This is a genomic window from Streptomyces sp. NPDC048142 (genome assembly GCF_043202835.1).
Classification (GTDB): Bacteria; Actinomycetota; Actinomycetes; order Streptomycetales; family Streptomycetaceae; genus Streptomyces.
The window spans coordinates 1-20,544 of record NZ_JBIDBC010000047.1 but is presented as its reverse complement, the minus strand read 5'-3'; the positions used below and the strand labels follow the sequence as shown (position 1 = coordinate 20,544).

18 protein-coding genes are annotated in these 20,544 nt (G+C 69.7%); 14 read left to right on the top strand and 4 right to left on the bottom strand.

The features are described 5' to 3' along the window. The first annotated feature begins 77 nt into the window (after nt 1-77). The 10 genes from ACGF2Y_RS34270 (at nt 78) to metF (ending at nt 12,160) form a co-directional block, all read left to right on the top strand. Complete coding sequence (locus ACGF2Y_RS34270) at nt 78-770, top strand: type 1 glutamine amidotransferase domain-containing protein (RefSeq protein WP_392955491.1); 693 nt, start codon at nt 78-80, stop codon at nt 768-770. Between the two features lie 89 nt (nt 771-859). Beyond that, the gene (locus ACGF2Y_RS34265) at nt 860-1,561 is read left to right on the top strand and encodes a phosphoribosylanthranilate isomerase (RefSeq protein WP_392955489.1); all 702 of its coding nucleotides are present in this window, start codon (nt 860-862) and stop codon (nt 1,559-1,561) included. Further along, nucleotides 1,561-2,232 (top strand): uracil phosphoribosyltransferase, encoded by a 672-nt coding sequence (upp, locus tag ACGF2Y_RS34260; RefSeq protein WP_392955487.1) that lies wholly within the window; start codon nt 1,561-1,563, stop codon nt 2,230-2,232. The genes ACGF2Y_RS34265 and upp overlap by 1 nt, the downstream gene beginning before the upstream one ends. A gap of 88 nt (nt 2,233-2,320) precedes the next feature. Beyond that, nucleotides 2,321-3,004 (top strand): NAD(P)H-dependent oxidoreductase, encoded by a 684-nt coding sequence (locus ACGF2Y_RS34255; RefSeq protein ID WP_392955485.1) that lies wholly within the window; start codon nt 2,321-2,323, stop codon nt 3,002-3,004. Between the two features lie 132 nt (nt 3,005-3,136). Further along, nucleotides 3,137-7,213 carry an amino acid adenylation domain-containing protein gene (locus ACGF2Y_RS34250; RefSeq protein ID WP_392955483.1) on the top strand — a complete coding sequence of 1,359 codons (4,077 nt, stop codon included), beginning with the start codon at nt 3,137-3,139 and terminating at the stop codon, nt 7,211-7,213. 10 nt (nt 7,214-7,223) lie between these two features. Further along, complete coding sequence (locus tag ACGF2Y_RS34245; protein ID WP_392955481.1) at nt 7,224-8,201, top strand: pseudouridine-5'-phosphate glycosidase; 978 nt, start codon at nt 7,224-7,226, stop codon at nt 8,199-8,201. Nucleotides 8,202-8,242: 41 nt separating this feature from the next. Next, nucleotides 8,243-8,965: a HemK2/MTQ2 family protein methyltransferase gene (locus ACGF2Y_RS34240; protein ID WP_392955479.1), complete on the top strand. Its 723-nt coding sequence runs from the start codon at nt 8,243-8,245 to the stop codon at nt 8,963-8,965. 101 nt (nt 8,966-9,066) lie between these two features. Continuing rightward, nucleotides 9,067-10,275, top strand: a complete 1,209-nt coding sequence (gene metK, locus ACGF2Y_RS34235; RefSeq protein ID WP_392955477.1) for a methionine adenosyltransferase — start codon at nt 9,067-9,069, stop codon at nt 10,273-10,275. Between the two features lie 2 nt (nt 10,276-10,277). Then, nucleotides 10,278-11,261, top strand: coding sequence for a carbohydrate kinase family protein (locus ACGF2Y_RS34230; RefSeq protein WP_392955475.1), 984 nt, complete (start codon nt 10,278-10,280; stop codon nt 11,259-11,261). Continuing rightward, nucleotides 11,258-12,160: a methylenetetrahydrofolate reductase [NAD(P)H] gene (metF, locus tag ACGF2Y_RS34225; RefSeq protein WP_392955473.1), complete on the top strand. Its 903-nt coding sequence runs from the start codon at nt 11,258-11,260 to the stop codon at nt 12,158-12,160. The genes ACGF2Y_RS34230 and metF overlap by 4 nt, the downstream gene beginning before the upstream one ends. Before the next feature lie 89 nt (nt 12,161-12,249). On the opposite strand, the gene ACGF2Y_RS34220 is transcribed toward metF, so the two are convergent. Next, on the bottom strand, nt 12,250-13,125 hold the full coding sequence (locus ACGF2Y_RS34220; protein WP_392955472.1) for a LysR family transcriptional regulator: 876 nt from the start codon (nt 13,123-13,125) through the stop codon (nt 12,250-12,252). Nucleotides 13,126-13,384: 259 nt separating this feature from the next. Here ACGF2Y_RS34220 and ACGF2Y_RS34215 point away from each other — a divergent pair, with 259 nt between their 5' ends. The 4 genes from ACGF2Y_RS34215 (at nt 13,385) to ACGF2Y_RS34200 (ending at nt 16,934) form a co-directional block, all read left to right on the top strand. After that, nucleotides 13,385-14,026, top strand: a complete 642-nt coding sequence (locus ACGF2Y_RS34215) for a disulfide bond formation protein DsbA (protein WP_392955471.1) — start codon at nt 13,385-13,387, stop codon at nt 14,024-14,026. Between the two features lie 54 nt (nt 14,027-14,080). Next, nucleotides 14,081-15,034: an EamA family transporter gene (locus ACGF2Y_RS34210; protein WP_392955469.1), complete on the top strand. Its 954-nt coding sequence runs from the start codon at nt 14,081-14,083 to the stop codon at nt 15,032-15,034. 95 nt (nt 15,035-15,129) lie between these two features. Further along, complete coding sequence (locus tag ACGF2Y_RS34205) at nt 15,130-16,341, top strand: MFS transporter (protein ID WP_392955467.1); 1,212 nt, start codon at nt 15,130-15,132, stop codon at nt 16,339-16,341. Between the two features lie 248 nt (nt 16,342-16,589). Next, nucleotides 16,590-16,934: a hypothetical protein gene (locus tag ACGF2Y_RS34200; RefSeq protein ID WP_392955466.1), complete on the top strand. Its 345-nt coding sequence runs from the start codon at nt 16,590-16,592 to the stop codon at nt 16,932-16,934. A gap of 577 nt (nt 16,935-17,511) precedes the next feature. Here ACGF2Y_RS34200 and ACGF2Y_RS34195 read toward each other — a convergent pair. From ACGF2Y_RS34195 to ACGF2Y_RS34185, 3 genes are all read right to left on the bottom strand, one after another. After that, on the bottom strand, nt 17,512-17,766 hold the full coding sequence (locus ACGF2Y_RS34195; RefSeq protein WP_094791641.1) for a Txe/YoeB family addiction module toxin: 255 nt from the start codon (nt 17,764-17,766) through the stop codon (nt 17,512-17,514). Then, nucleotides 17,763-18,044, bottom strand: coding sequence for a type II toxin-antitoxin system Phd/YefM family antitoxin (locus tag ACGF2Y_RS34190; RefSeq protein ID WP_392955464.1), 282 nt, complete (start codon nt 18,042-18,044; stop codon nt 17,763-17,765). Before ACGF2Y_RS34190 ends, ACGF2Y_RS34195 begins: the two co-directional genes overlap by 4 nt. Nucleotides 18,045-18,659: 615 nt before the next feature. Next, on the bottom strand, nt 18,660-19,796 hold the full coding sequence (locus ACGF2Y_RS34185) for a Fic family protein (RefSeq protein ID WP_392955462.1): 1,137 nt from the start codon (nt 19,794-19,796) through the stop codon (nt 18,660-18,662). Nucleotides 19,797-20,544 lie beyond the last annotated feature (748 nt).

Sequence of the window (20,544 nt, the reverse complement as noted above, 5' to 3'; positions counted from 1 at the left end):
GCCCCGCCGGACTCGGCGGTCGCGTGGCCGCGCCCCGACCACCCGCGGAGCACTCCGCAGCGATTCCAGGAGGAAGCATGGCCAAGATTCTGCTTGCCGTCAGCAGCCACGAGACCTTGGGGGACACCGGCAACCGGACGGGCTACAGCGTCTCCGAGGCGGCCCACCCCTACAACGTCTTCATCGGCGCCGGCCACGAGGTCGACTTCGTGGCCGTACGCGGCGGCGAGCCGCCGGCCGTCGTCTTCGACGGCGAGGAGAACGACCCGGAGATCATCGGCTTCCTGGCCGACGAGACCGTCAAGGGCAAGCTCGTGGCGACCCGAAGAGCGGCCGACGTGGACCCCTCCGAGTACTCCGCGATCTTCTACGTCGGCGGCCACGGCGCCATGTGGGACTTCCCCGACTCCCCGGACCTGGCCCGCATCGCCATGGACATCCACGGCCGCGGCGGGGTCGTCTCCGCCGTCTGCCACGGCCCGGCCGCGCTCGTCAACCTGCGCCTGCCGGACGGCACCCACCTCGTGCGCGGCAAGCGCGTCGCCTCCTTCACCAACGAGGAGGAGAACTCGCTGGGCCTCGTCGAGGTCATGCCCTTCCTCCTCGAAGACCGGCTGAAGGAGACCGGAGCGCTGCACGCCAAGGCGCCCATGTACGAGGCCCACACCGAGAGCGACGGCCGGGTCATTACGGGGCAGAACCCCGCCTCCGCCGCCCCCGTGGCGCGGCTCGTCGTCGCCGAGCTCGACCGGGCCGCCGGCGACCGCTGAGGCGATCCCCGGTTCCACCGCAGTCGTCACCGGACGAATCCCCTTGCAGATCGGCCCCGGCTCGGACCGCCGCGGCCAAGGAGGCAGACATGTACGGCTTGATCCAGGTCGCGGGCATCATCGACCAGTCCGAGGCCGACCTCATCATCGAAGAGGGCGCGGACTGGCTCGGCTTCGCCCTGCGTCTACCCGCCAAGAACGAGGACCTGTCGGAGGCCGAGGCCGCCGCCATCGTCAAGGCGATCCAGCCCGACAACAAGGGCGTCATCATCACCTACCTGACCGATGCCCACGAAATCGCCGCCTTCTGCGCCGAGATGGGCGTCGGCGCGATCCAGCTCCACGGCGACGTGACCCCCGCCGAGCTGCGTCGGCTGCGCACCTTGGCCCCGGACCTCTACGTCCTCAAGAGCCTCGTGGTGAAGACGGACAACATCGACGAGCTCCGCAAGGTCGTCGAGACCTCCGCCGAGTGGATCGACATGTTCATCACCGACAGCTTCAACCCGGCCACCGGCGCCAAGGGGGCGACCGGGCTGACCCACGACTGGGCCGTCAGCGCCGAACTCGTCCGGATCTCGCCCAAGCCCCTCATGCTGGCCGGCGGGCTCACCCCGGAGAACGTCGCGGCGGCCATCGAGGCCGTCCGCCCCGCCGCCGTGGACTCGCACACCGGCCTGGAGGACCCCACCACCCGGCGCAAGGACCGCCAGAAGGTGCGCACCTTCGTGCAGGAGGCACGCGCCGCCTTCGACCGAGTCGCCGCACAGGACGGACGGAGCCAGTCCTGATGACCACGCGAACCGAGCCGCTCCGAAGCGTGACCCACCTCCTGCCCCAGACCAACCGGCTGCGCGCCCTGCACTCGATCGTCCGCGACCACGAGGCCACACGGGAGGACTTCGTCCCCGCCGCCAACCGGATCATCCGCGGACTCCTCGACGCCGCGCTGGACCTGCTCCCCTACGAGCCCCGCGATGTCCGTACCCCGGTCGGCCGGACCTACCACGGCCTCTCCCTGGCCTCCCAGGTCTACGGCGTCTCCATCGCCCGAGCCGGCGACAGCATGGAGTCCGAGCTGCGCGTGATGGCGCCGGAGACCCGCCTGGGCAAGATCCTGATCCAGCGGGACAAGGTCACCAAACTCCCGCACCTGCACTACGCGGCGCTGCCCGCCGGCATCGGCCGGGGCCACGTGCTGCTCCTCGACCCCATGCTCGCCACCGGCGGCACGGCGCTGTCCGCGATCGGCGTACTGCTCGATCACGGCGTGCCCGAAGAGCACATCGTCTTCGTGAACCTGCTCTCCTCCCCCGAAGGGATCAAGGTCGTCCACGACCGTCACCCCGGGGTGCGGATCGTGACCTCCTCCATCGAGGAGCGTCTCAACGAGCACGCGTTCATGCTTCCCGGCATCGGCGATTTCGGCGACCGCTACTTCGGGACCGACACCCCGGCGTGAGCGCCCTCCCCGTCGGAGCGGGCGAGGCTCCGCACCTCCGGGATCTCGCCCCTCCGGCGCTTCGACCATCGCACTAAGGAGCACTCCCGTGTCCACCGCCGGCACAATCTCGTCGACGACGAAGATCTCGATCGTTTACTACTCGGGCACCGGCAACATCCACAAGCTCGCCGTGGCCGCCGAGGAGGCCGCCGCGAAGACTGGCGCCGATGTGCGGCTGCGCCGGGTCCCCGAGTACGTCGAGGCGTCCCTGGCCCCCGAATTCACCGAGTGGACCGAGGCGTGGCGCGAGAACGCCGAGGCCACCGCGGACATTCCTACCGCCGCCGCCGATGACCTCGACTGGGCCGACGCGATCCTGCTCGGCGGCCCCGGCCGGTTCGGCATGATCGCCGCACCGCTCAAGCACTTCATCGACCTCGCCTGGCCCATCAACGCGCGCGGGGGCCTGTCGGGCAAGGTCATGTCGTCGTTCACCTCGACGGGCGCCCCGCACGGCGGCCAGGAAGCGACGATCCTGTCGCTGAACACCGTCTTCTACCACTGGGGCGGAATCATCGTGCCGCCCGGCGTCACCGACGCCATCATGACGGCGCCCAGCAACGGCAACCCCTATGGCGTCAGCTCCGTCTCCGGTCGGCAGGCGATTCCGGGCCGGCTGGCGGAGAACGTCACCGAGGACAACCTCGCCGCCATCGCCTACCAGACCCGCCGCATGATCGAGGTCGCCGACGCTCTGCGAAGGGGCCGGACAGCCGTAGCGGACCGGTGACCACCCGTCAGCACCTCCGCACGGCCACGGAACACTCGGCTGGTCCCCACATCGGCCGGGTGTCCGTCACGTGCGGTCACCGCCGGAACCCGCCCACTACACGGCACACACGCACACCCTGGGGGGACTCACATGATCACCGACGCGTCTGACCGGACCCCGGCCACCCGTCCGTCGTTGCCCGAACTGCTCCTGCGCACGGCCGCCGAACGCCCGGACGACACGGCGGTGATCAGCGGAGACGAACACGTGACCTTCGCCGAACTGGTGGGGCGAAGCCGAGGGCTGGCCGGCCACTTGCGGGGCCTCGGCGTGAGCGCCGACCAGTGCGTGGGTCTGTTCATCGAGCCCTCGTCCGATCTGATGACCGGGGTGTGGGGCATCCTGTTCGCGGGCGGTGCCTACTTGCCGCTCGCCCCGGAGTACCCCGAAGAGCGCCTGCGCTACATGATCGAGCACTCAGGCGCGAAGGTGATCGTCGCCCAGGGCCACCTCATCGAACGCCTGGCCGCGCTGGCCCCTGCGGACACCGTGATCGTCCGGGTCGATGACGCACACAAGGACCCCGGCGCCGACGTCGGCATCGCCCCCGACTCATTGGCCTACGTCATCTACACCTCGGGCAGCACCGGCCGACCCAAGGGCGTCATGATCGAGCACCGGAGCATCGCCCATCAGATGTCCTGGCTGCGGACTGCCCACGGCATCGACCGCACCCGGGTCATCCTGCAGAAGACGCCGGTCAGCTTCGACGCCGCCCAGTGGGAGATCCTCGCCCCGGCCATCGGTTCCGTCGTCGTGATCGGCGGCGCCGGCGTCCACCGGGACACCGAACGGCTGGTGCACGCGATCAAGACCCATGCCGTGACCACCCTCCAGTGCGTCCCGACCCTGCTCCAAGCGCTGCTGGACACGGAGGGGTTCGACTCCTGCGTCTCACTGGAGCACATCTTCACGGGCGGCGAGGCCCTCTCCAAGCCCTTGGCCCGTACCTGCCTGGAGACCCTCCCCGGATGCGACCTGATCAACCTCTACGGGCCGACCGAGTGCACGATCAACTCGTCGTCCTTCACCGTGGCCGAGTCCACCGTCGGCGACGGCCCCAACTCGATCTCCATCGGTGCCCCGGCCGACTCCACCGAGTACCACATCCTCGGCCCCGACCGCACCGAACTGGCAGTGGGCGAGGTCGGCGAGCTGTACATCGGCGGTGTCCAGGTCGCGCGCGGCTACCTGCACCGGCCTGACCTGACCGAGCAGCGCTTCACGGACAACCCGTTCGGTCCCGGGCGGCTCTTCCGGACCGGGGACCTGGCCTGCTGGAACGCCGACGGCACGGTCCAGTTCACCGGCCGCGCCGACAACCAGGTCAAGCTGCGCGGGTTCCGTGTGGAGCTCGACGAGATCAGACTTGCCATCGAGACCCACGACTGGGTCCGGCACGCGGCCGTGCTGGTCAAGAGCGACCCGAGGACAGGCTTCCAGAACCTGATCGCCTGCGTCGAACTCGACCCGAAGGAAGCCGCCCTGATGGACCAGGGAAGCCACGGTGCGCACCACCAGTCCAAGGAGAGCAAGCTCCAGGTCAAGGCCCAGTTGTCGAACCCTGGCATACGGTCCGCCGCCGAGCTCGCCGGCCTGCCCGCCCTCGGCCTGCCCGGCCGGACCGCCACGCCGACCCAGCGCAGCCGCGCCTTCGCCCGCAAGACCTACCGCTTCTATGAGGGCGGCGCTCCGGTGTCGGAGGCCGACCTGCTGAAGCTGCTGTCCCGCCGGCCCGCAGCCCTGCGCGGGCGGGAGCTCGCGGAGCTGGGCACCGACGGACTCGGTGCGATCCTGCGCAACCTCGGGCAGCACCTGAGCCCGGAGCGGCTGCTCCCCAAGTACGCCTACGCCTCGCCCGGTTCCCTCTACGCCACCCAGCTGTACCTGGAGATCACCGGCTTCCCGGGAATCCCCCCGGGCATCCACTACCACCACCCGATCAACCACCAGCTGGTGCTGATCTCCGAGCCCCCTGAGACAGAGGCCGTGGCCGGCGTTCCCCGGATCCGGGCCCACTTCCTGGGCCGCCGCGGTGCCATCGAGCCCGTCTACAAGAAGAACATCAGGGAGGTCCTGGAGATCGAGGCGGGCCACATGGTCGGACTCCTGGAAGAGGTCCTGCCCCTGTACGGCCTCGACATCGAAGCCGCCCCGTTCGTCCCGGAGGCCAAGGCCGGGCTGCGGGTCGCCGACGAGGACCACTACCTCGGCGCCTTCGACTGGGTGCCCTACCGGGGCCCCCGCACGGACGAGGACATCGACCTGTACGTCCAGATCCATCCGGGCAAGGGGCTGGACCGGCCGGCCGGACAGTACGTCTACGAGGGCGACCGGATCCGCCCCGTCTCCCGCGACCTGATCCTGCGCAAGCACGTCATCGCGATCAACCAGGCGGTCTACGACCGGGCGGGCTTCGGCATCTCGGTGATCAGCCGCGGCCCACAGGAGTGGCGGCGCTACATCGATCTCGGCCGCACGCTCCAGCGCCTGTCGATGAACGACCTCGACATCGGCTTCATGTCCTCGGGCTACAGCTCGCAGGGCGGCGACGACCTGCCCTCCGCCCGGCGGATCGACGGCATCCTGCGCGAGATCGGCCGGCCCGGCGGCGCCTCGTACTTCTTCGTCGGCGGCCGGGTGAGCCAGGAGCAGCGGCGGCACGAAGGCATGCGGGAGGACGTGGTCCACATGCGGGGGCCCGCAGAGCTGATCCGCGACGACCTGGTCAACTACCTGCCGGACTACATGATCCCGAACAAGGTCGTCGTCCTCGACGCTCTGCCGATCACCGCCAACGGCAAGATCGACCTCAAGGCTCTCGCCGTCTCGGACAAGGTGGACGTGGGGGCGGCCGATCGTCCCTTCGTGGCCCCCCGGAACGAGACCGAACGCCGGGTGGCCGGGCTGTGGAAGCAGGTGATGAAGCAGGAGAGCGTCTCCGTGCAGGACAACTTCTTCGCCTGCGGCGGCAACTCGCTGCTCGCCGTCGGCCTGATCAACCGGATCAACCGGACGTTCGGGGCCGACCTGCCGCTCGAGGTCATATTCACCTCGCCGACCGTGGAGGGGCTGGCCCGCCGGATCGTCGGCGAGTCGACGAGCGACACCTCGCGCCTGGTCCCCTTGCAGCAGGAGGGCTCCGGACGCCCCATCCACTGCTGGCCCGGTCTGGGCGGCTACCCGATGAACCTGCGGCTCCTGGGCGAGCGGCTGGGCACGGACCGGCCGTTCCTCGGGGTGCAGGCGTACGGGATCAACCCGGGCGAGGCCCCGTACCGGACGATCCGGGAGATGGCGGCCGAGGACCTGAAGGCCATCACGAGCCGGCAGCCGGAGGGGCCCTACACGGTGTGGGGCTACTCCTTCGGAGCCCGGGTCGCCTTCGAGACCGCGTACCAGCTGGAGGAGGCCGGCCACACCGTCGACCATGTCTTCCTGATCGCCCCCGGCTCGCCCAAGGTCCGCACGGACAGCGCGGCCGGCGAGGAGCGTGTCGCCACCTTCGCCAACAGGGCCTACGTGACGATCCTCTTCTCCGTCTTCACCGGCATGATCAGCGGTCCCCTGCTGGACAAGTGCCTGGCCGTGGTCAAGGACGACGAGAGTTTCGCCGGCTTCATCAGCGAGAACCTCCCGAACCTCGACATCGACCTGGTGCGCCGGATCATCCAGGTCGTCGGGACGACCTTCGAGTTCAGCTACACCTTCCGCGAACTGCGGGAGCGACGGATCTCGGCGCCCATCACCATCTTCAAGGCGCAGGGGGACGAGTACTCGTTCCTCGACGGCAGCAGTGGCTACTCCTCCGCCCCGCCGACCGTCGTCGAGTTGGAGGGCGACCACTACTCCCTGCTCAGAACACCGGACATCGACGAGCTCGCGACGGCCATCCGCCGGCGCCTGAACATCCGGAAGGACACCGTCATGCCCCACGTCAACATCAAGCACTTTCCGATGCCGCTCAGCGAGGCGCAGCAGTCCGATCTGGTGTCGGCGGTGACCAAGGCGGTCACCGATGCCTTCGGCTGCGACGAGGGGGTGGTGTCGATCGCGGTCGAGTCGATCGACAAGGAGCTCTGGAACGAGGAGGTCTACATCCCGGAGATCGTCAACCGCAGACACATCCTCGGCAAGGTACCGAACTACGGCCCCGACACCCGCTGAAAGGACGGCTGTGACTACTACGGCCCCTCTTCCCCACCAGGACATCCCGCTCGTCTTCAGTGCCGAGGTGGCCGACGCGCTCCACGAAGGCCGCCCGGTGGTGGCGCTGGAGTCCAACGTCATCACCCACGGCCTGCCGTACCCGGACAACGCCGCGACCGCCCGGAAGGTCGAGGAGGCCGTCCGGGCGGGTGGCTCGGTCCCGGCCACGATCGCTGTGGAGAGCGGCAGGATCGTGGTCGGCATGACCGACGCCGACATCGACCGGTTCGCCTCGACGCCGGGCATCCCCAAGGTCAGCAGCCGGGACATGCCCATCGTCCTGGCACAGGGCCGGATGGGCGCGCTGACGGTCGCCTCCTCCGTGGTGGCGGCCGAACTCGCGGGTATTCCGTTCTTCTCCTCGGCCGGCATCGGCGGAGTGCACCGGGGCGCGGACAGGACCATGGACGTGTCCTCCGACCTGATCCAGTTCACGCGCTCCAAGGTCGCGGTCGTGTGTGCCGGCGGGAAGAAGATCCTGGACCTCGGCCTGACGCTCGAGTACCTGGAGACCCAGTGCGTACCGGTGGTCTCGTACCGGTCGGACGACTTCCCCGCCTTCTACTGCGTGTCCAGCGGTTTCCGCAGCCCGATGCGGCTGGACGACGACGCGGTGATCGCCCGGTCGATCGAGAACCACTGGGCGCTGGGCAACAACAGCTCGTTCCTGATCACCACGCCGGTCCGGCCGGAGGAGGCGATCGACAGCGATGAGGTCGACGCCGCGATCACCGTGGCCATGGCCGCCGCCGACCGGGACGGCATCCGGGGCCAGGCGATCACGAAGTACCTGATGCGTGCGGTGGACGCGGCTACGGAAGGCCGCTCGTCCAAAGCCAACATGGCCGTGCTCATCAGCACGGCCGAGGTCGGCGGCCGACTGGCCGCGGCGCACGCCCAGCTCCGGGCCGGGTCCCGGTCCGTCCGACAGACGCCCACCGACTGAACGCGTTCCCTCGCCCACCACACACGAATGGATACGACACCATGACGAAGCTCGACCACCAGTCCACGTCCGAAGCCGAGTCCTACCGCCCGCTCGTCTCCCCGGAGCGGGTGAAGGAGATCAAGGAACTGCGCCAGGCCATGACCTCGCAGGGCAGCGGCGAGGAAGGCGAGCAGACCCACCCGTTCCTGGGCCTGACCCTGCGGGTCCCCTCGCAGGTCATGACCCCCTGCCCCGTGTCCCCGATGCTCGGCGGCGCGGTCTTCGCCGAGGTCGAACCGGGTGACCGGGTCCTCGACATGGGCACCGGCAGCGGTTCGCTGGCCCTGATCGCGGCCAAGAAGGGCGCCGATGTCCTGGCGGTGGACCTCAACCCGCACGCCGTGGCCGCCGTCCGTGTCAACGCGGAGCTGAACGGGGTCGCCGACCGCGTCGAGTCGCGCGAGAGCGACGTTTTCCGTTCGGTCGAGGGCCGCTTCGACCTGATCGTCTTCAACCCGCCGTTCCAGTGGTTCGCCGCCACCGACTACGCGGACGTCGCGGGTACCGACGCCGGCTACCAGGCACTGACCCGCTTCTTCCGCGAGGCCCGCGCCCACCTGACGGAGAAGGGCCGCGTGATCCTCTTCTTCAGCACCATGGGTGACGTGGAGTACTTCGAGAAGCTGGTGGCCGACGAGGGCTTCGACCACGAGGTGGTCTTTTCCACCACCCGGCCCGTCTTCGACGTGCAGGTCGAGTTCACCGTGCACCGCCTGTCCTGATCCCGGACACCCACCGGGGCCTCCCCCCATCGGGGAGGCCCCGGTGGCCTCAGGCCGCGCCGGTCCATCCACGCACGTCCGTACGACAGGAGCGCTACGCCGTGTCCCAACGTCTGTTCACCTCCGAGTCGGTGACCGAGGGCCATCCCGACAAGATCGCCGACCGGATCAGCGACACCGTCCTCGACGCCCTGCTGGCCCAGGACCCGCGCTCCCGGGTGGCGGTGGAAACCCTGATCACCACCGGCCAGGTGCATGTGGCCGGCGAGGTGACCACATCCGCCTGGGCCGACATCCCCGCGCTGGTGCGTGAGGCCGTCCTGGAGATCGGCTACGACTCGTCCACGAAGGGCTTCGACGGTGCTTCCTGTGGCGTCTCGGTGTCGATCGGCGCCCAGTCGCCCGACATCGCACAGGGTGTCGACACCGCGTACGAGAAGCGGGTCGAGGGCGATGAGGACGAGCTCGACAAGCAGGGCGCGGGCGACCAGGGCCTGATGTTCGGCTACGCCTGCGACGAGGCCCCGAACCTGATGCCGCTGCCGATCGAGGTGGCGCACCGGCTGTCGCGCCGGCTCGCCGAGGTCCGCAAGGACGGGACGGTCCCGTACCTGCGCCCCGACGGCAAGACCCAGGTGACCATCGAGTACGACGGTGACAAGGCGGTCCGGCTGGACACGGTGGTGGTCTCCTCGCAGCACGCGAGCGGCATCGACCTCGACGCCCTGCTGACCCCCGACATCCGCGAGCACGTGGTGGAGTACGCGCTGGCAGGCCTGGTGGAGGACGGCATCAAGCTGGACACCGAGGGCTACCGGCTGTTGGTGAACCCGACCGGCCGCTTCGAGATCGGCGGCCCGATGGGCGACGCCGGCCTGACCGGCCGCAAGATCATCATCGACACCTACGGCGGCATGGCCCGGCACGGCGGCGGCGCCTTCTCGGGCAAGGACCCGTCCAAGGTCGACCGCTCCGCCGCGTACGCGATGCGCTGGGTCGCCAAGAACGTGGTGGCCGCCGGTCTCGCCGCACGCTGCGAGGTCCAGGTCGCCTACGCGATCGGCAAGGCCGAGCCCGTCGGTCTGTTCGTCGAGACCTTCGGCACCGCCAAGACCGACGTGTCCAGGATCCAGAACGCCATCACGGAGGTTTTCGACCTCCGCCCGGCCGCGATCATCCGCGACCTCGACCTGCTCCGCCCGATCTACGCCCAGACCGCCGCCTACGGCCACTTCGGCCGTGAGCTGCCCGACTTCACCTGGGAGCGCACCGACCGCGCCGAGGCCCTCCGCGCGGCCGCTGGGATGTGATCATGGACATCGCCGTCACTGGATCCATCGCCACCGACCACCTGGCGACCTTCCCCGGGCGCTTCGCCGAGCAGATCATCCCCGAGCGCCTGGCGACGATCTCCCTGTCGTTCCTCGTGGATGACCTTCAGGTGCGCCGGGGCGGCGTTGCCGCGAACATCTGCTTCGGGCTGGGCCGGCTCGGGCTGGGCCCGGTGCTGGTCGGCGCCGCCGGCACGGACTTCGCCGAGTACGACGGCCGGCTGCGCGCCTCCGGTGTGGACACCGGATCGGTCCGGCTCAGCACCACGCACCACACCGCCCGCTTCATGTGCACGACCGACGTCGACCACAACCAGATCGCCTCCTTCTACCCGGGCGCCATGGTGGAGGCCCAGGAGATCGACCTGGCCGAGGTCGTGGACCGCGTCGGCGACCTCGACCTCGTCCTGGTCGCCCCCGACGTGCCGGAGGCGATGGTCCGCCACACCAGGGCGGCGCATGCCGCCGGCATCCCGGTCGCGGCCGACCCCTCGCAGCAACTGGCGCGGCTCGACGAGGAGTCGACCCGGCTGCTCGTGAACGGGGCTCGGTTCCTCTTCACCAACGCGTACGAGAGCGCGCTGCTGCGGCAGCGGACCGGGTGGAGCGAGGCCGAGGTGCTGGCGCGCGTCGGCGTGTGGATCGTCACCCGGGGCGCTGACGGGGTCTCGATCCTGACCGCCGGCGGGCCGGCCGAGCACGTGCCCGCCGTCACGACGGACCGGCCCACCGACCCCACCGGCGTGGGCGACGCCTTCCGGGCCGGCTTCCTCGCGGGCCTGTCCCGGGGGCTGCCCCACCGCCGCGCGGCCCAACTGGGCTGTGCCGTGGCCACGATCGTTCTCGAGTCCTTCGGCACCCAGGAGTACAAGCTGCTTCCCCGGGACCTGTCGGAGCGCATACAGCGGGCCTACGGGGCCGAGGCCGCGGCGGACATCGGAGTATGGCCCGGGGAGTCCGCGTGACGGAGCTGCGCGAGCTCCTCGCCACCGGGACCCTCTCGTTCTCCTTCGAGTTCTTCCCGCCCCGGACGGAGGCGGGCGCAGCCGCCCTGTGGGAGGCGATCCGCCGGATCGAGGTTTTCACCCCGAGCTTCGTCTCGGTCACCTACGGGGCCGGGGGATCGTCCCGGGATCGCACGGTCGAGCTGACGAAGCGGATCGCGGCGGAGACCACCCTGCGCCCGGTGGCCCACCTGACGGCGGTGGCGCACTCGGTCGCCGAACTGCGGCACGTGATCGGCCAGTACGCGGACGCCGGCGTCCGGGACGTCCTGGCCCTGCGCGGGGACCCGCCGGGCGACCCGAACGCGCCCTGGATCCAGCACCCGAGCGGCTTCTCCCACGCCTGGGAGCTGGTCCGGCTGGTGCGGGAATCGGGTGGGTTCAGCGTCGGCGTGGCCGCATTCCCCGAGCGCCATCCGCGCTCCCTGGATTGGGAGTCCGACGTCCGGCACTTCGTGGCCAAGTGCCGTGCGGGCGCGGACTATGCGGTCACCCAGATGTTCTTCCGGGCCGAGGACTACCTACGGCTGCGGGACCGGGTCGTGGCGGCGGGATGCGACATCCCCATCATCCCCGCGATCATGCCCGCCACGGACGTCCGGCAGATCGCCCGGTTCGCCGAGCTGAGCGGGGCCACGTTCCCGGAGGACCTGGCCCGGCGACTGGAGGCGGCGGTCGGCGGGCCGGCAGGCCGGCGGATCGGCGTCGACTTCGCGGTGGCCATGGCCGAGCGGCTGCTCGCCGAGGGCGTTCCCGGCCTGCACTACATCACGCTCAACCGGTCCACGGCGACCTCGGAGATCCACCGCGCGCTGCTCGGCTCCGGCCTGACCGCACGTGCCCCGGCGGCCCGGACCTGAGCCCCTGCGCAACGGTCGGGGACGAGCCGGGGCAGCCCTCCGCCCGCATCGGGTGGGGGCTGCCCCGGCTCGTCCGCGCGCGCCTGCGTTCACTCCTCCTCGATGCCCAACAGCTCCAGGAAGGCCGCGGCCGCCGGGGTACGGCTCTCCCCGCCCCAGATCACGTACTCGGCGCGGGCCGGTGCGTCCGTGACCTCGATCGTGGCCATCCCGGCCAGGCCCTCGACGTACGCGGGCGGGAGCAGGGCCACGCCCAGGCCCGCGCCGACCAGACGGACCAGGTAGTCCGCGTTGGTCACCTCGAAGGCGACCTCGCGGGTGAGGCCGGCGGCGGTGAAGGCCAGATCGGACTGGGCCCGGCCGGCGGTCTTCGCCGGGAGGTCCACGAACACCTCCGAGGACAGCCGGCGGAGGTCGACCGAGGACTCGCCGGCGAGCGGGTGGTCCGGGGAGACCACGGCGACCAGCCGCTCCCGGGCCAGCTCCCGGGCCTTGACGCCCCGGGGGCGGGCCGTGACGGGGATGCCGAGAAAGGCCACCTCGATCTCGCCCTCCCTGACCCGCTCGACGAGCTCGTCGCTCGCTCCCACGCTGAGGCTGATCCGGGCCTTCGGATGGCGCTGGTGGAAGTCCCGGAGGACAGCGGGAATGTCCACGGCCGCGACGGTGGGGATCAGCCCCACCGCGAGGCGTCCGCGCACCTCCCCGACGGCCGCTGCGACCTCGGCGGCGGCCCGCTCCGCCGCGTCCAGGCACTGGCGGGCCGCGGGCAGGAAGGCCGCGCCCGCCGGGGTCAGCCGGACCCGGCGGCTGGTGCGTTCGAAGAGCCTCGCACCCAGTTCCTTCTCCAGGCGCGCGATCTGGTGGCTGAGCGCGGACTGGACCACCAGGCAGCGTTGGGCGGCCCTCGTGAAGTTGTTCGTCTCGGCCACCGCGATCACGTACCGCATCTGCTGGAGCTCCATGGATCCATCGTGATACGAGATCCATCAGGTGACAAGCATGTGTTGGACTGATGGATACCTCTGGCCCGACACTGGTGACGACCGCGCACGGCAGGAACGCCCCCGGGCCGATTCCGCCGGACGAGCCCGTGATCGGGGCCCCTCCGGCGTGCCCGGAAACCGTTCCCGGACTTCCCCCTCCCTCACCTGGGCGCACACCCGCCGAGGCATGCCCTCGCGCGCCTTCGTGCAGCGACATCGAAAGGACGAAGCGACCGCCATGAGCACCACGCCACCGCGTTCCGAGACGACCATCGCCGACATCTGGGTGGACCCCCGCTGCCCCTGGGCGTGGATCACCTCACGCTGGATGCTGGAGGTGGAGCAGGTCCGGCCGCTGGAGACCCGGTTCCACATCATGAGCCTGTCGGTCCTCAACGAGGGCCGTGAGGTCCCGGAGAAGTACCGCCAGGGCATGATCGACGGCTGGGCCTGCGTGCGTGTGTGCGTCGCGGCACAGCAGCGGCACGGCAACGAGGTGCTGCGTCCCCTCTACAACGCGATGGGCCGGCTGATCCACCACGACAGGGCCGGGCTCGGCCCCGACATGATCCGCGCCGCCCTGGCCGAGGCGGGTCTGCCCGCCGACCTCATCGAGGCCGCGGACGACACCTCCTGGGACGAGCCGCTGCGCACCGAGCACCACCAGGGGATGGATCCGGTGGGCTCCGAGGTCGGCACGCCCGTCATCCACGTACCCGGCGCGGACGGGAAGCCGCTGGCGTTCTTCGGCCCCGTGCTCACCCCCGCACCTCGGGGCGAGGCGGCCGGAACTCTGTGGGACGGCGTGCTGGCCGTGGCGAGCGTCGACGGCTTCTTCGAGCTGAAGCGTGGTCGTGACCGCGACCCGATCTTCGACTGAGCGGGCTGTTCGGACGTCGGGAGCCCTGGTGACTCCTACGGGATTCGAGGCGAGATGAAGAGCAGACAGAACGTACTCACGGCGGCGGTGACCGGCCTGGCTCCGGCTGTCTGGGGCAGCACCTATCTGGTGACCACCGAGCTGCTGCCACCGGACCGTCCGCTCCTGGCGACCACCATGCGCGCCCTGCCCGGTGGCCTGGTCCTGCTGGCCCTCGGCCGGAAGCTTCCGATCGGCGTCTGGTGGTGGCGCGCGCTGATCCTGGGCGTGCTGAACATCGGCGCCTTCAACTTCCTGCTCTTCTTCGCGGCGTACCGGCTGCCGGGCGGCATCGCCGCCATGATCATGTCGGCCCAGCCCATGTTCGTCGTGATCCTCGCCGCTCTCTTCCTCGGCGAGAGGATCAGAGCTGTCCACGCCCTGGCCTGGGCCATGGGTGTCGTGGGGGTGGTGCTGCTCGTCTTCAAGGGCACGGCGACCCTCGACACCGTCGGAGTCCTCGCGGCGGTCGGCGGAGCCCTGTGCATGGCCCTGGGCATCGCGCTGACCAAGCGGTGGGGCCGGCCCGAGGGCGTCGGTGTGCTGACGTTCACCGGGTGGCAACTCACGGCGGGCGGTCTGGTCCTGCTGCCGTTCTGGCTGGCGCTGGAGGACTTCCCCGACACGCTCACCAGCTCCAACATCATCGGGTTCGCCTACCTCATCACGTTCGGCGCGGTCCTGAGCTACATGGTCTGGTTCCGCGGCATCGGGCGCCTGCCCGCCGTCGCGGTCTCCTTCCTCGCCCTGGGCAGCCCCGTCGTGGCGACGCTGCTGGGCTATGTCGTCAAGGACGAGACGCTGTCCGTCCTGCAGATCGTCGGCATGGCCGTCGTCTTCGCGGCGATCGTGCTCGGCCAGCCGCGCGCACCCGGACCGAAGCCGGAAGAGACCTCCCCCGCCCCACCCGGCACCACCGTCTCGCACGTCCCCGACGAACCCGCTCTGAAACAGGAACACAGCGGATAAACGGCGGGCGCACCGTCCCTCGCCATGCTCCCCGCCGCATCCCGGCGGCCCGAGGCATGCGCGTACCCACGCCTGACCACATCCGGAGAGACGACATGAGCCTTCAAGAAGAGACCAACCCACCCGCCACAGCAGAGAATCAGGTGTCCCCGGCCCGGGGCTGGCTGGGCGTGGCCGCCATCACGGCCAGCCTGTTCGTCTTCCTCACCACCGAACTGATGCCGATCGGCCTGCTCACCCCGCTCAGTGAGAGCCTCGACGTCTCGGTCGGCGCGGCCGGCCTCATGGTCACGGCGCAGGGCATCGCGGCCGGCCTCGGCGTGCCGTTCATCGTGGCGTGGAGCCGGCGCGTCAACCGGCGCAGACTACTGGTCACGCTGCTGGCCGTCCTGGCCATCGGCAACCTGGTCACCGCGATCGCCCCGAACTACCCGCTGATCCTGGGCACCCGCCTGATCATGGGTTTCGCCAGTGGTGTCTTCTGGGCCATCGGGGTCACCATGGCCATGCGCATCGTCCCGGAGAGGCACGCCAACCGGGCCGCCGCCGTCGTGATGTCCGGCATCTCGATCGCCACCGTCGTGGGTATCCCGCTCGGCACCCTGCTGGAGAGTGCCACTGACTGGCGCACCACCTTCCTGATCTGGGCCGGCCTCAGCGCCGTGGTGTTCCTCGCGGTTGCCGCCACCGTCCCGTCGCTGCCCTCGGCCAATGCGGTCTCGGTCCGCGAGGTCTTCACCCTGCCGGTCAGGAACCTGCAGCTGCGGGTGGTCCTGATCATGGTCGTGCTCTTCGTCCTCGGCCACTTCGGCGCCTACACGTTCGTCCGGCCCTACCTGGAGGAGAGCACCTCCGCCACCGTTGGCTTCATCACCGTCGTCCTCATCGTCTTCGGCATCGGTGGCGCGGTCGGCAACTTCATCGGCGGACACACCGTCAACAAGAGCCTCCGCGGCAGCTTCGTCGTGGGCGGCCTGATCATGGTCGCCTCGCTCGTCCTGCTGCTGGCCATCGGCGCCAACAAGGCCGGCGTGATCATCGCCATGATCCTCTGGGGTCTCGCCTTCGGTGTCGTCCAGATCAGTCAGATCAACATGACGCTCTCGGCCGCTCCCGAGCAGTTCGAGGCCGCGATGTCGCTCAACACCATGGCCTACAACACCTGCATCGCCCTGGGCGCCCTCGTCGGCGGCCTGTTCGCCGACCACGTGGGCGTCACGAGCGTCGTCTGGTTCGGCATCGTCCTGGTCGCTCTCGCCGTGGTCCTCCGCGCCTCCACCGGCCGCCGGACCACGCCGGCGAGCTGACCCCTCCCGACCACCGAAGCGCGGTCCCGGGGTCCGCCCTCACACCGAGGGCGGACCCCGGGAAGGGACGTCGCGCGCAATCCCCCGCCGCGACGACCCGTACCGCCTCCGGTGCCGTGGGCGCGTGTTCCGGCCGGCGACGGCGGAGCACGCGCCCGCTTCTTGTTCCCTGCGGGGACTCCCGCCCCGCACCATCCGCCGTGCCGCCGCCGCGGCACGGCGCTCACAGAAGGCCACGGCACCGCCCCATGACGACCCCCACCGACCGCACCACCCGGGCCGACCGCACCGAGCCCGCCGCCTCCGTCGGTGCACTGGCCCGGGACCTGGCCGACGACCTGACCGCGGGCCGTTGGACACCGACCCAGCTGGACCGGCACCTCGCCCGGTTCCTCGTCACCGCGTCGGCGGGCGACGGGCAGCTCACGGCGGAACGGCTCCGAACAGCGCTGTGGGAGGGCGGCGAGCCCTGGCTCCGGCAGCCGGACAGCCGCTTCGCATCCCTGCTGGCCCGGTTGGCCCCCGGCACGGCATCCGTCCTGGACGACGCGACGGTCCATGCCCTGCTGCACCGCCTGACCCCGCGCACGTGACGCGTCACCACGGCCCCTGATGCCCCGTTCGGGAACTGAACCGGCCCGGCCCGCCCGTCCGACGCCTACGCACGCGGGTACCGGAACCAGGCGCCCGGCGGCGTCGGCATCCGTACGCACCCGCGGACGACCGGCGCCAGACACTCCACCTGCGGCCCCGCCGAGCTGCGCCGCTGGACCGCGACCTCCCACCGGCATGGCTCGCGAACACTCGCCCACCCGTACGCGTCGGGCCTCGCATGCCCAGGTACTGGTCCGAGACGCTCTGCTGGATCGCCGTGGCGCCCAGTTCAGCCTGCGCCGCCTCGCCGGCTCAAGCACCGCTTGTGGGTCCACCATCTGGAAGCGCCCATCGATCTCTCGCCCCGGCCCAACGATCAGCGACCTGTGCGCGGACGGCACAGGCCGCCCAACCCGCACCACCACAGGTCGGACGGCCTTTCGCCGTACGTATCGCATGTCGAAGCGGAACGTCGAGCGCAGAGCTGTGACCTGCGGAAATGACCCTTCCAGAGGCCATCCCAGCATCATCCCAGCACGGGAGGGCATCCCAGCACACACACCGAGCACTCAGCGATCAGTAGTGATATCGGGCAGCGAGGATGACGATCTCCTTGTCCGTCACCAGGTAGACGAGGCGGTGCTCGTCGTCGATCCGCCGCGACCACGCCCCGGGCAGGTGGTACTTCAAGGGTTCGGGCTTGCCGATCCCTGAGAACGGGTCACGCTTGACGTCCTCGATGAGCTTGTTGATCCGGGCGAGCATCTTGCGGTCGTTCTTGAGCCAGGACGTGTAGTCCTCCCAGCCCTGATCCTCGAAGACAAGCCTCACCCGGCACCCGCACCAGCGTCCGCCGAGTCCGGATCGATCAGCTCGCGCTCCGAGACGTTGATGTGGGCCAGGGCGTTCTCGTACGCCCTGAGCAGCCGGCGAGCGTTCGCCGGCGAACGCAGCAGGTACGAGCCCTCGCGCAGCGCAGCGTAATCCTCGGCCGAGACGAGCACGGCATTGCCGTGCTTGGAGACGATCTCGATGGCTTCGTGGTTCTCGTTGACCTTCTTGATCAGTGGAAAGAGTTCCTTGCGGGCTTCGCTCGCGGTTATGGACATGTCCCGACCTCTCCCATCAAGTGGTACCTAATAACGTACCACTCTCGGCGTCTCTCAGGAGGGGAACGACTGATGGATGCTCAGCTGTCCCAGCACCATCCCAGCACGGGGAGAAGCCAAGGGCCCGCCTCCGAGGAGGCGGGCCCTTCTGACCCGCGGGTCTGTCCCGTGAGCGACGTGGCGCTCATCCAGACGCTCAGACGTTGAAGCGGAATGCCTGCGGCCCGATCCTGACCTGCGGCGGAGCCCCACCCAGGGCTCTGACCTGGGATTTCCCGGTTGGCACGCGTTGGCTCCCGACGGCTGTTTACGAGTGTCCTGCGGACTGACTGCGGACTGGCCGGGGGCTCCAGGGCGGCGAAATCCCTGGCACACCGGCGGAGCCCGCAGGAAGACCGCGCAGGTAAGCGACTCCTACCCCTGCCCGTGCTGCGGGCACCGCGCGCTGGGCACGGCGCCCGTCTCGTACGAGATCCGGCCGATCTGATTCCGGGAGGACGACGAGGTCCAGCTCCGCCGGCCATGGGTAGCGGAGCGAGCAACAAGTTGCGCGTGCCGCGAGTGCACCTGTTCCGCACCGCCCATCGCGACTGACTCGGCAGTCGCGAGATGCTCTTAGTCCGTGTACGGATCAGTCAGCGCCAACGGCGTCCGGGCCGCTTCCAGAGCCGACCCCGGAAAGGCGGGCCCGGCGGTGTAGAAGCGGGCACGGGTGCGGCCGACCGGCGTCAGGACCTCCCCCGCGACCAGGTCCCGCAGGTCGCGTTGGGCCCGCTGCAGGCTCAGGTCCTCCGTTCGTTCGTAGCGTGTACGACGCACCCGCCCGGACATCGCCACATCGTGCAGGGCGGAAACCACCCTCTCGTCCAGCCCCCGGCCCTCCGCGAACTCACCCAGCACGAGCCACACCCGACTCGAACGATCCAGGCGATCGCGTACGGTCTGCACCTGCTGGTGGTAAGCGGTGAGGTTGAAACGGATCCAATCGGAGACGTCTTGGTCGGGGCGGTAGGTGGCCCCCCGACGCTGCAACTCGCGGTAGTACTCCCAGGTATTGCCAGGGCGCCCCAGCCAAGCTTCGATCGAGGAGAACTCGGGAGCCAGTTCTCCCTGCCTCGCGATCATGAGCGTTTGGAGAGATCGGGACATGCGGCCGTTGCCATCCGCCCATGGGTGGATGGCAACAAGGTGGAGATGCGCCATGGCGGCCCGCACCAGCGGATGCGGGCCGTCGTCCGCGTTCAGCCACTCGACCAGTTCACCCGTCAACGCAGGCACCTCGGCTGCGTCCGGTGCCGTATATGCCGCGATGCTGGGGTCGCGGGCGTCTGTCACGTACACCGCTCCACGGCGCCACTGCCCGGCCGGCTTCCGCGGGGTGTGCCGGTGTCCCTGCAGCATCCAGTGGAGCGCATTGAGCAGCTCCTTGCTGTACCGGAAGTCCGCGACGTCATGCAGCGTCTGGATATAGGTCATCATCCGCTGACAGGCCAGCGTCTCCTCGCGATCCTCCTCGGAGACGTCGACATCCCGCTCGCCCTCCAGCAGGTCCTCGACGTCGACCGTGGACACTCTGAAACCCTCGATCGAGTTGGAGGCCGCCACCGCATCGGCAGTCAAAAACTTGCGCAACCCTTCAGTCCGCTTCACCGGAGTGGACCGGACCTGGAGGCGCAACGAGCGACGAAGATCTTCGATCTCGCCGAGAACGCGCTGACCCTCGGCGGTGAGAGCGGGCGTGGGGAAGAGCATGCCCCTACCATGGATTGACGCAAACATTACGTCAATGCGTCAGTATTCATCGACACCTCGACATCGATCCTTCACCGGAACGACGAAGAGGTCGAGCCCGCAAGAGGGACAGGGGGCGGCAGCCTGCGCCTCGATGGCGGCAGAGCTGGTGAGAGGCGGGGCCAGACCGCGGTCATGGCGCCCATGAGCGTCACGCGCCATGCGAACGCCGAGGCGACCGAACGAGCATCTACCATCATTCAGGCCCCGGTGTTGCGACGGCCGGTTGAGTCCGGGCCGCTGCCGCGGTCCGAATGCACAACGCAGCCGGGCCAGGCCGAACCGCTCTGCGGACTGCTGCGGACAGCGCGACGGCCTGACTCGCGATCCCGCAGGTCAGGCCGCCTCCATACATGCGATCAGACGTTGAAGCGGAATCTGTAGTACAGGGCTCCCACCTGCGGAAACGCGGGTTTTGCAGGGGTCATCCCAGCACCATCCCAGCACGGGTGCTCGATCCCAACACCACGCCGGCCAGGCGGCCCTCGTACGCCTATGCAGCTCGAGCGTCAGCGCTCCAGCTCGCCTCCTCCGACGGCAGGGACGTCGCATCCGGGGGCGCGGGCCGCGTGGCGCGCTGCAGTACCTCCCGGCAACGGTCCCACGCGCTGGGCAGCAGTGAGCTTGATCCGCTTTGACGGACATTCGAGATCAGGGGTTCAGCCCCGGGAGGATGTCCATCATGGAGAGCATGGGGAAGAAGAAGCCT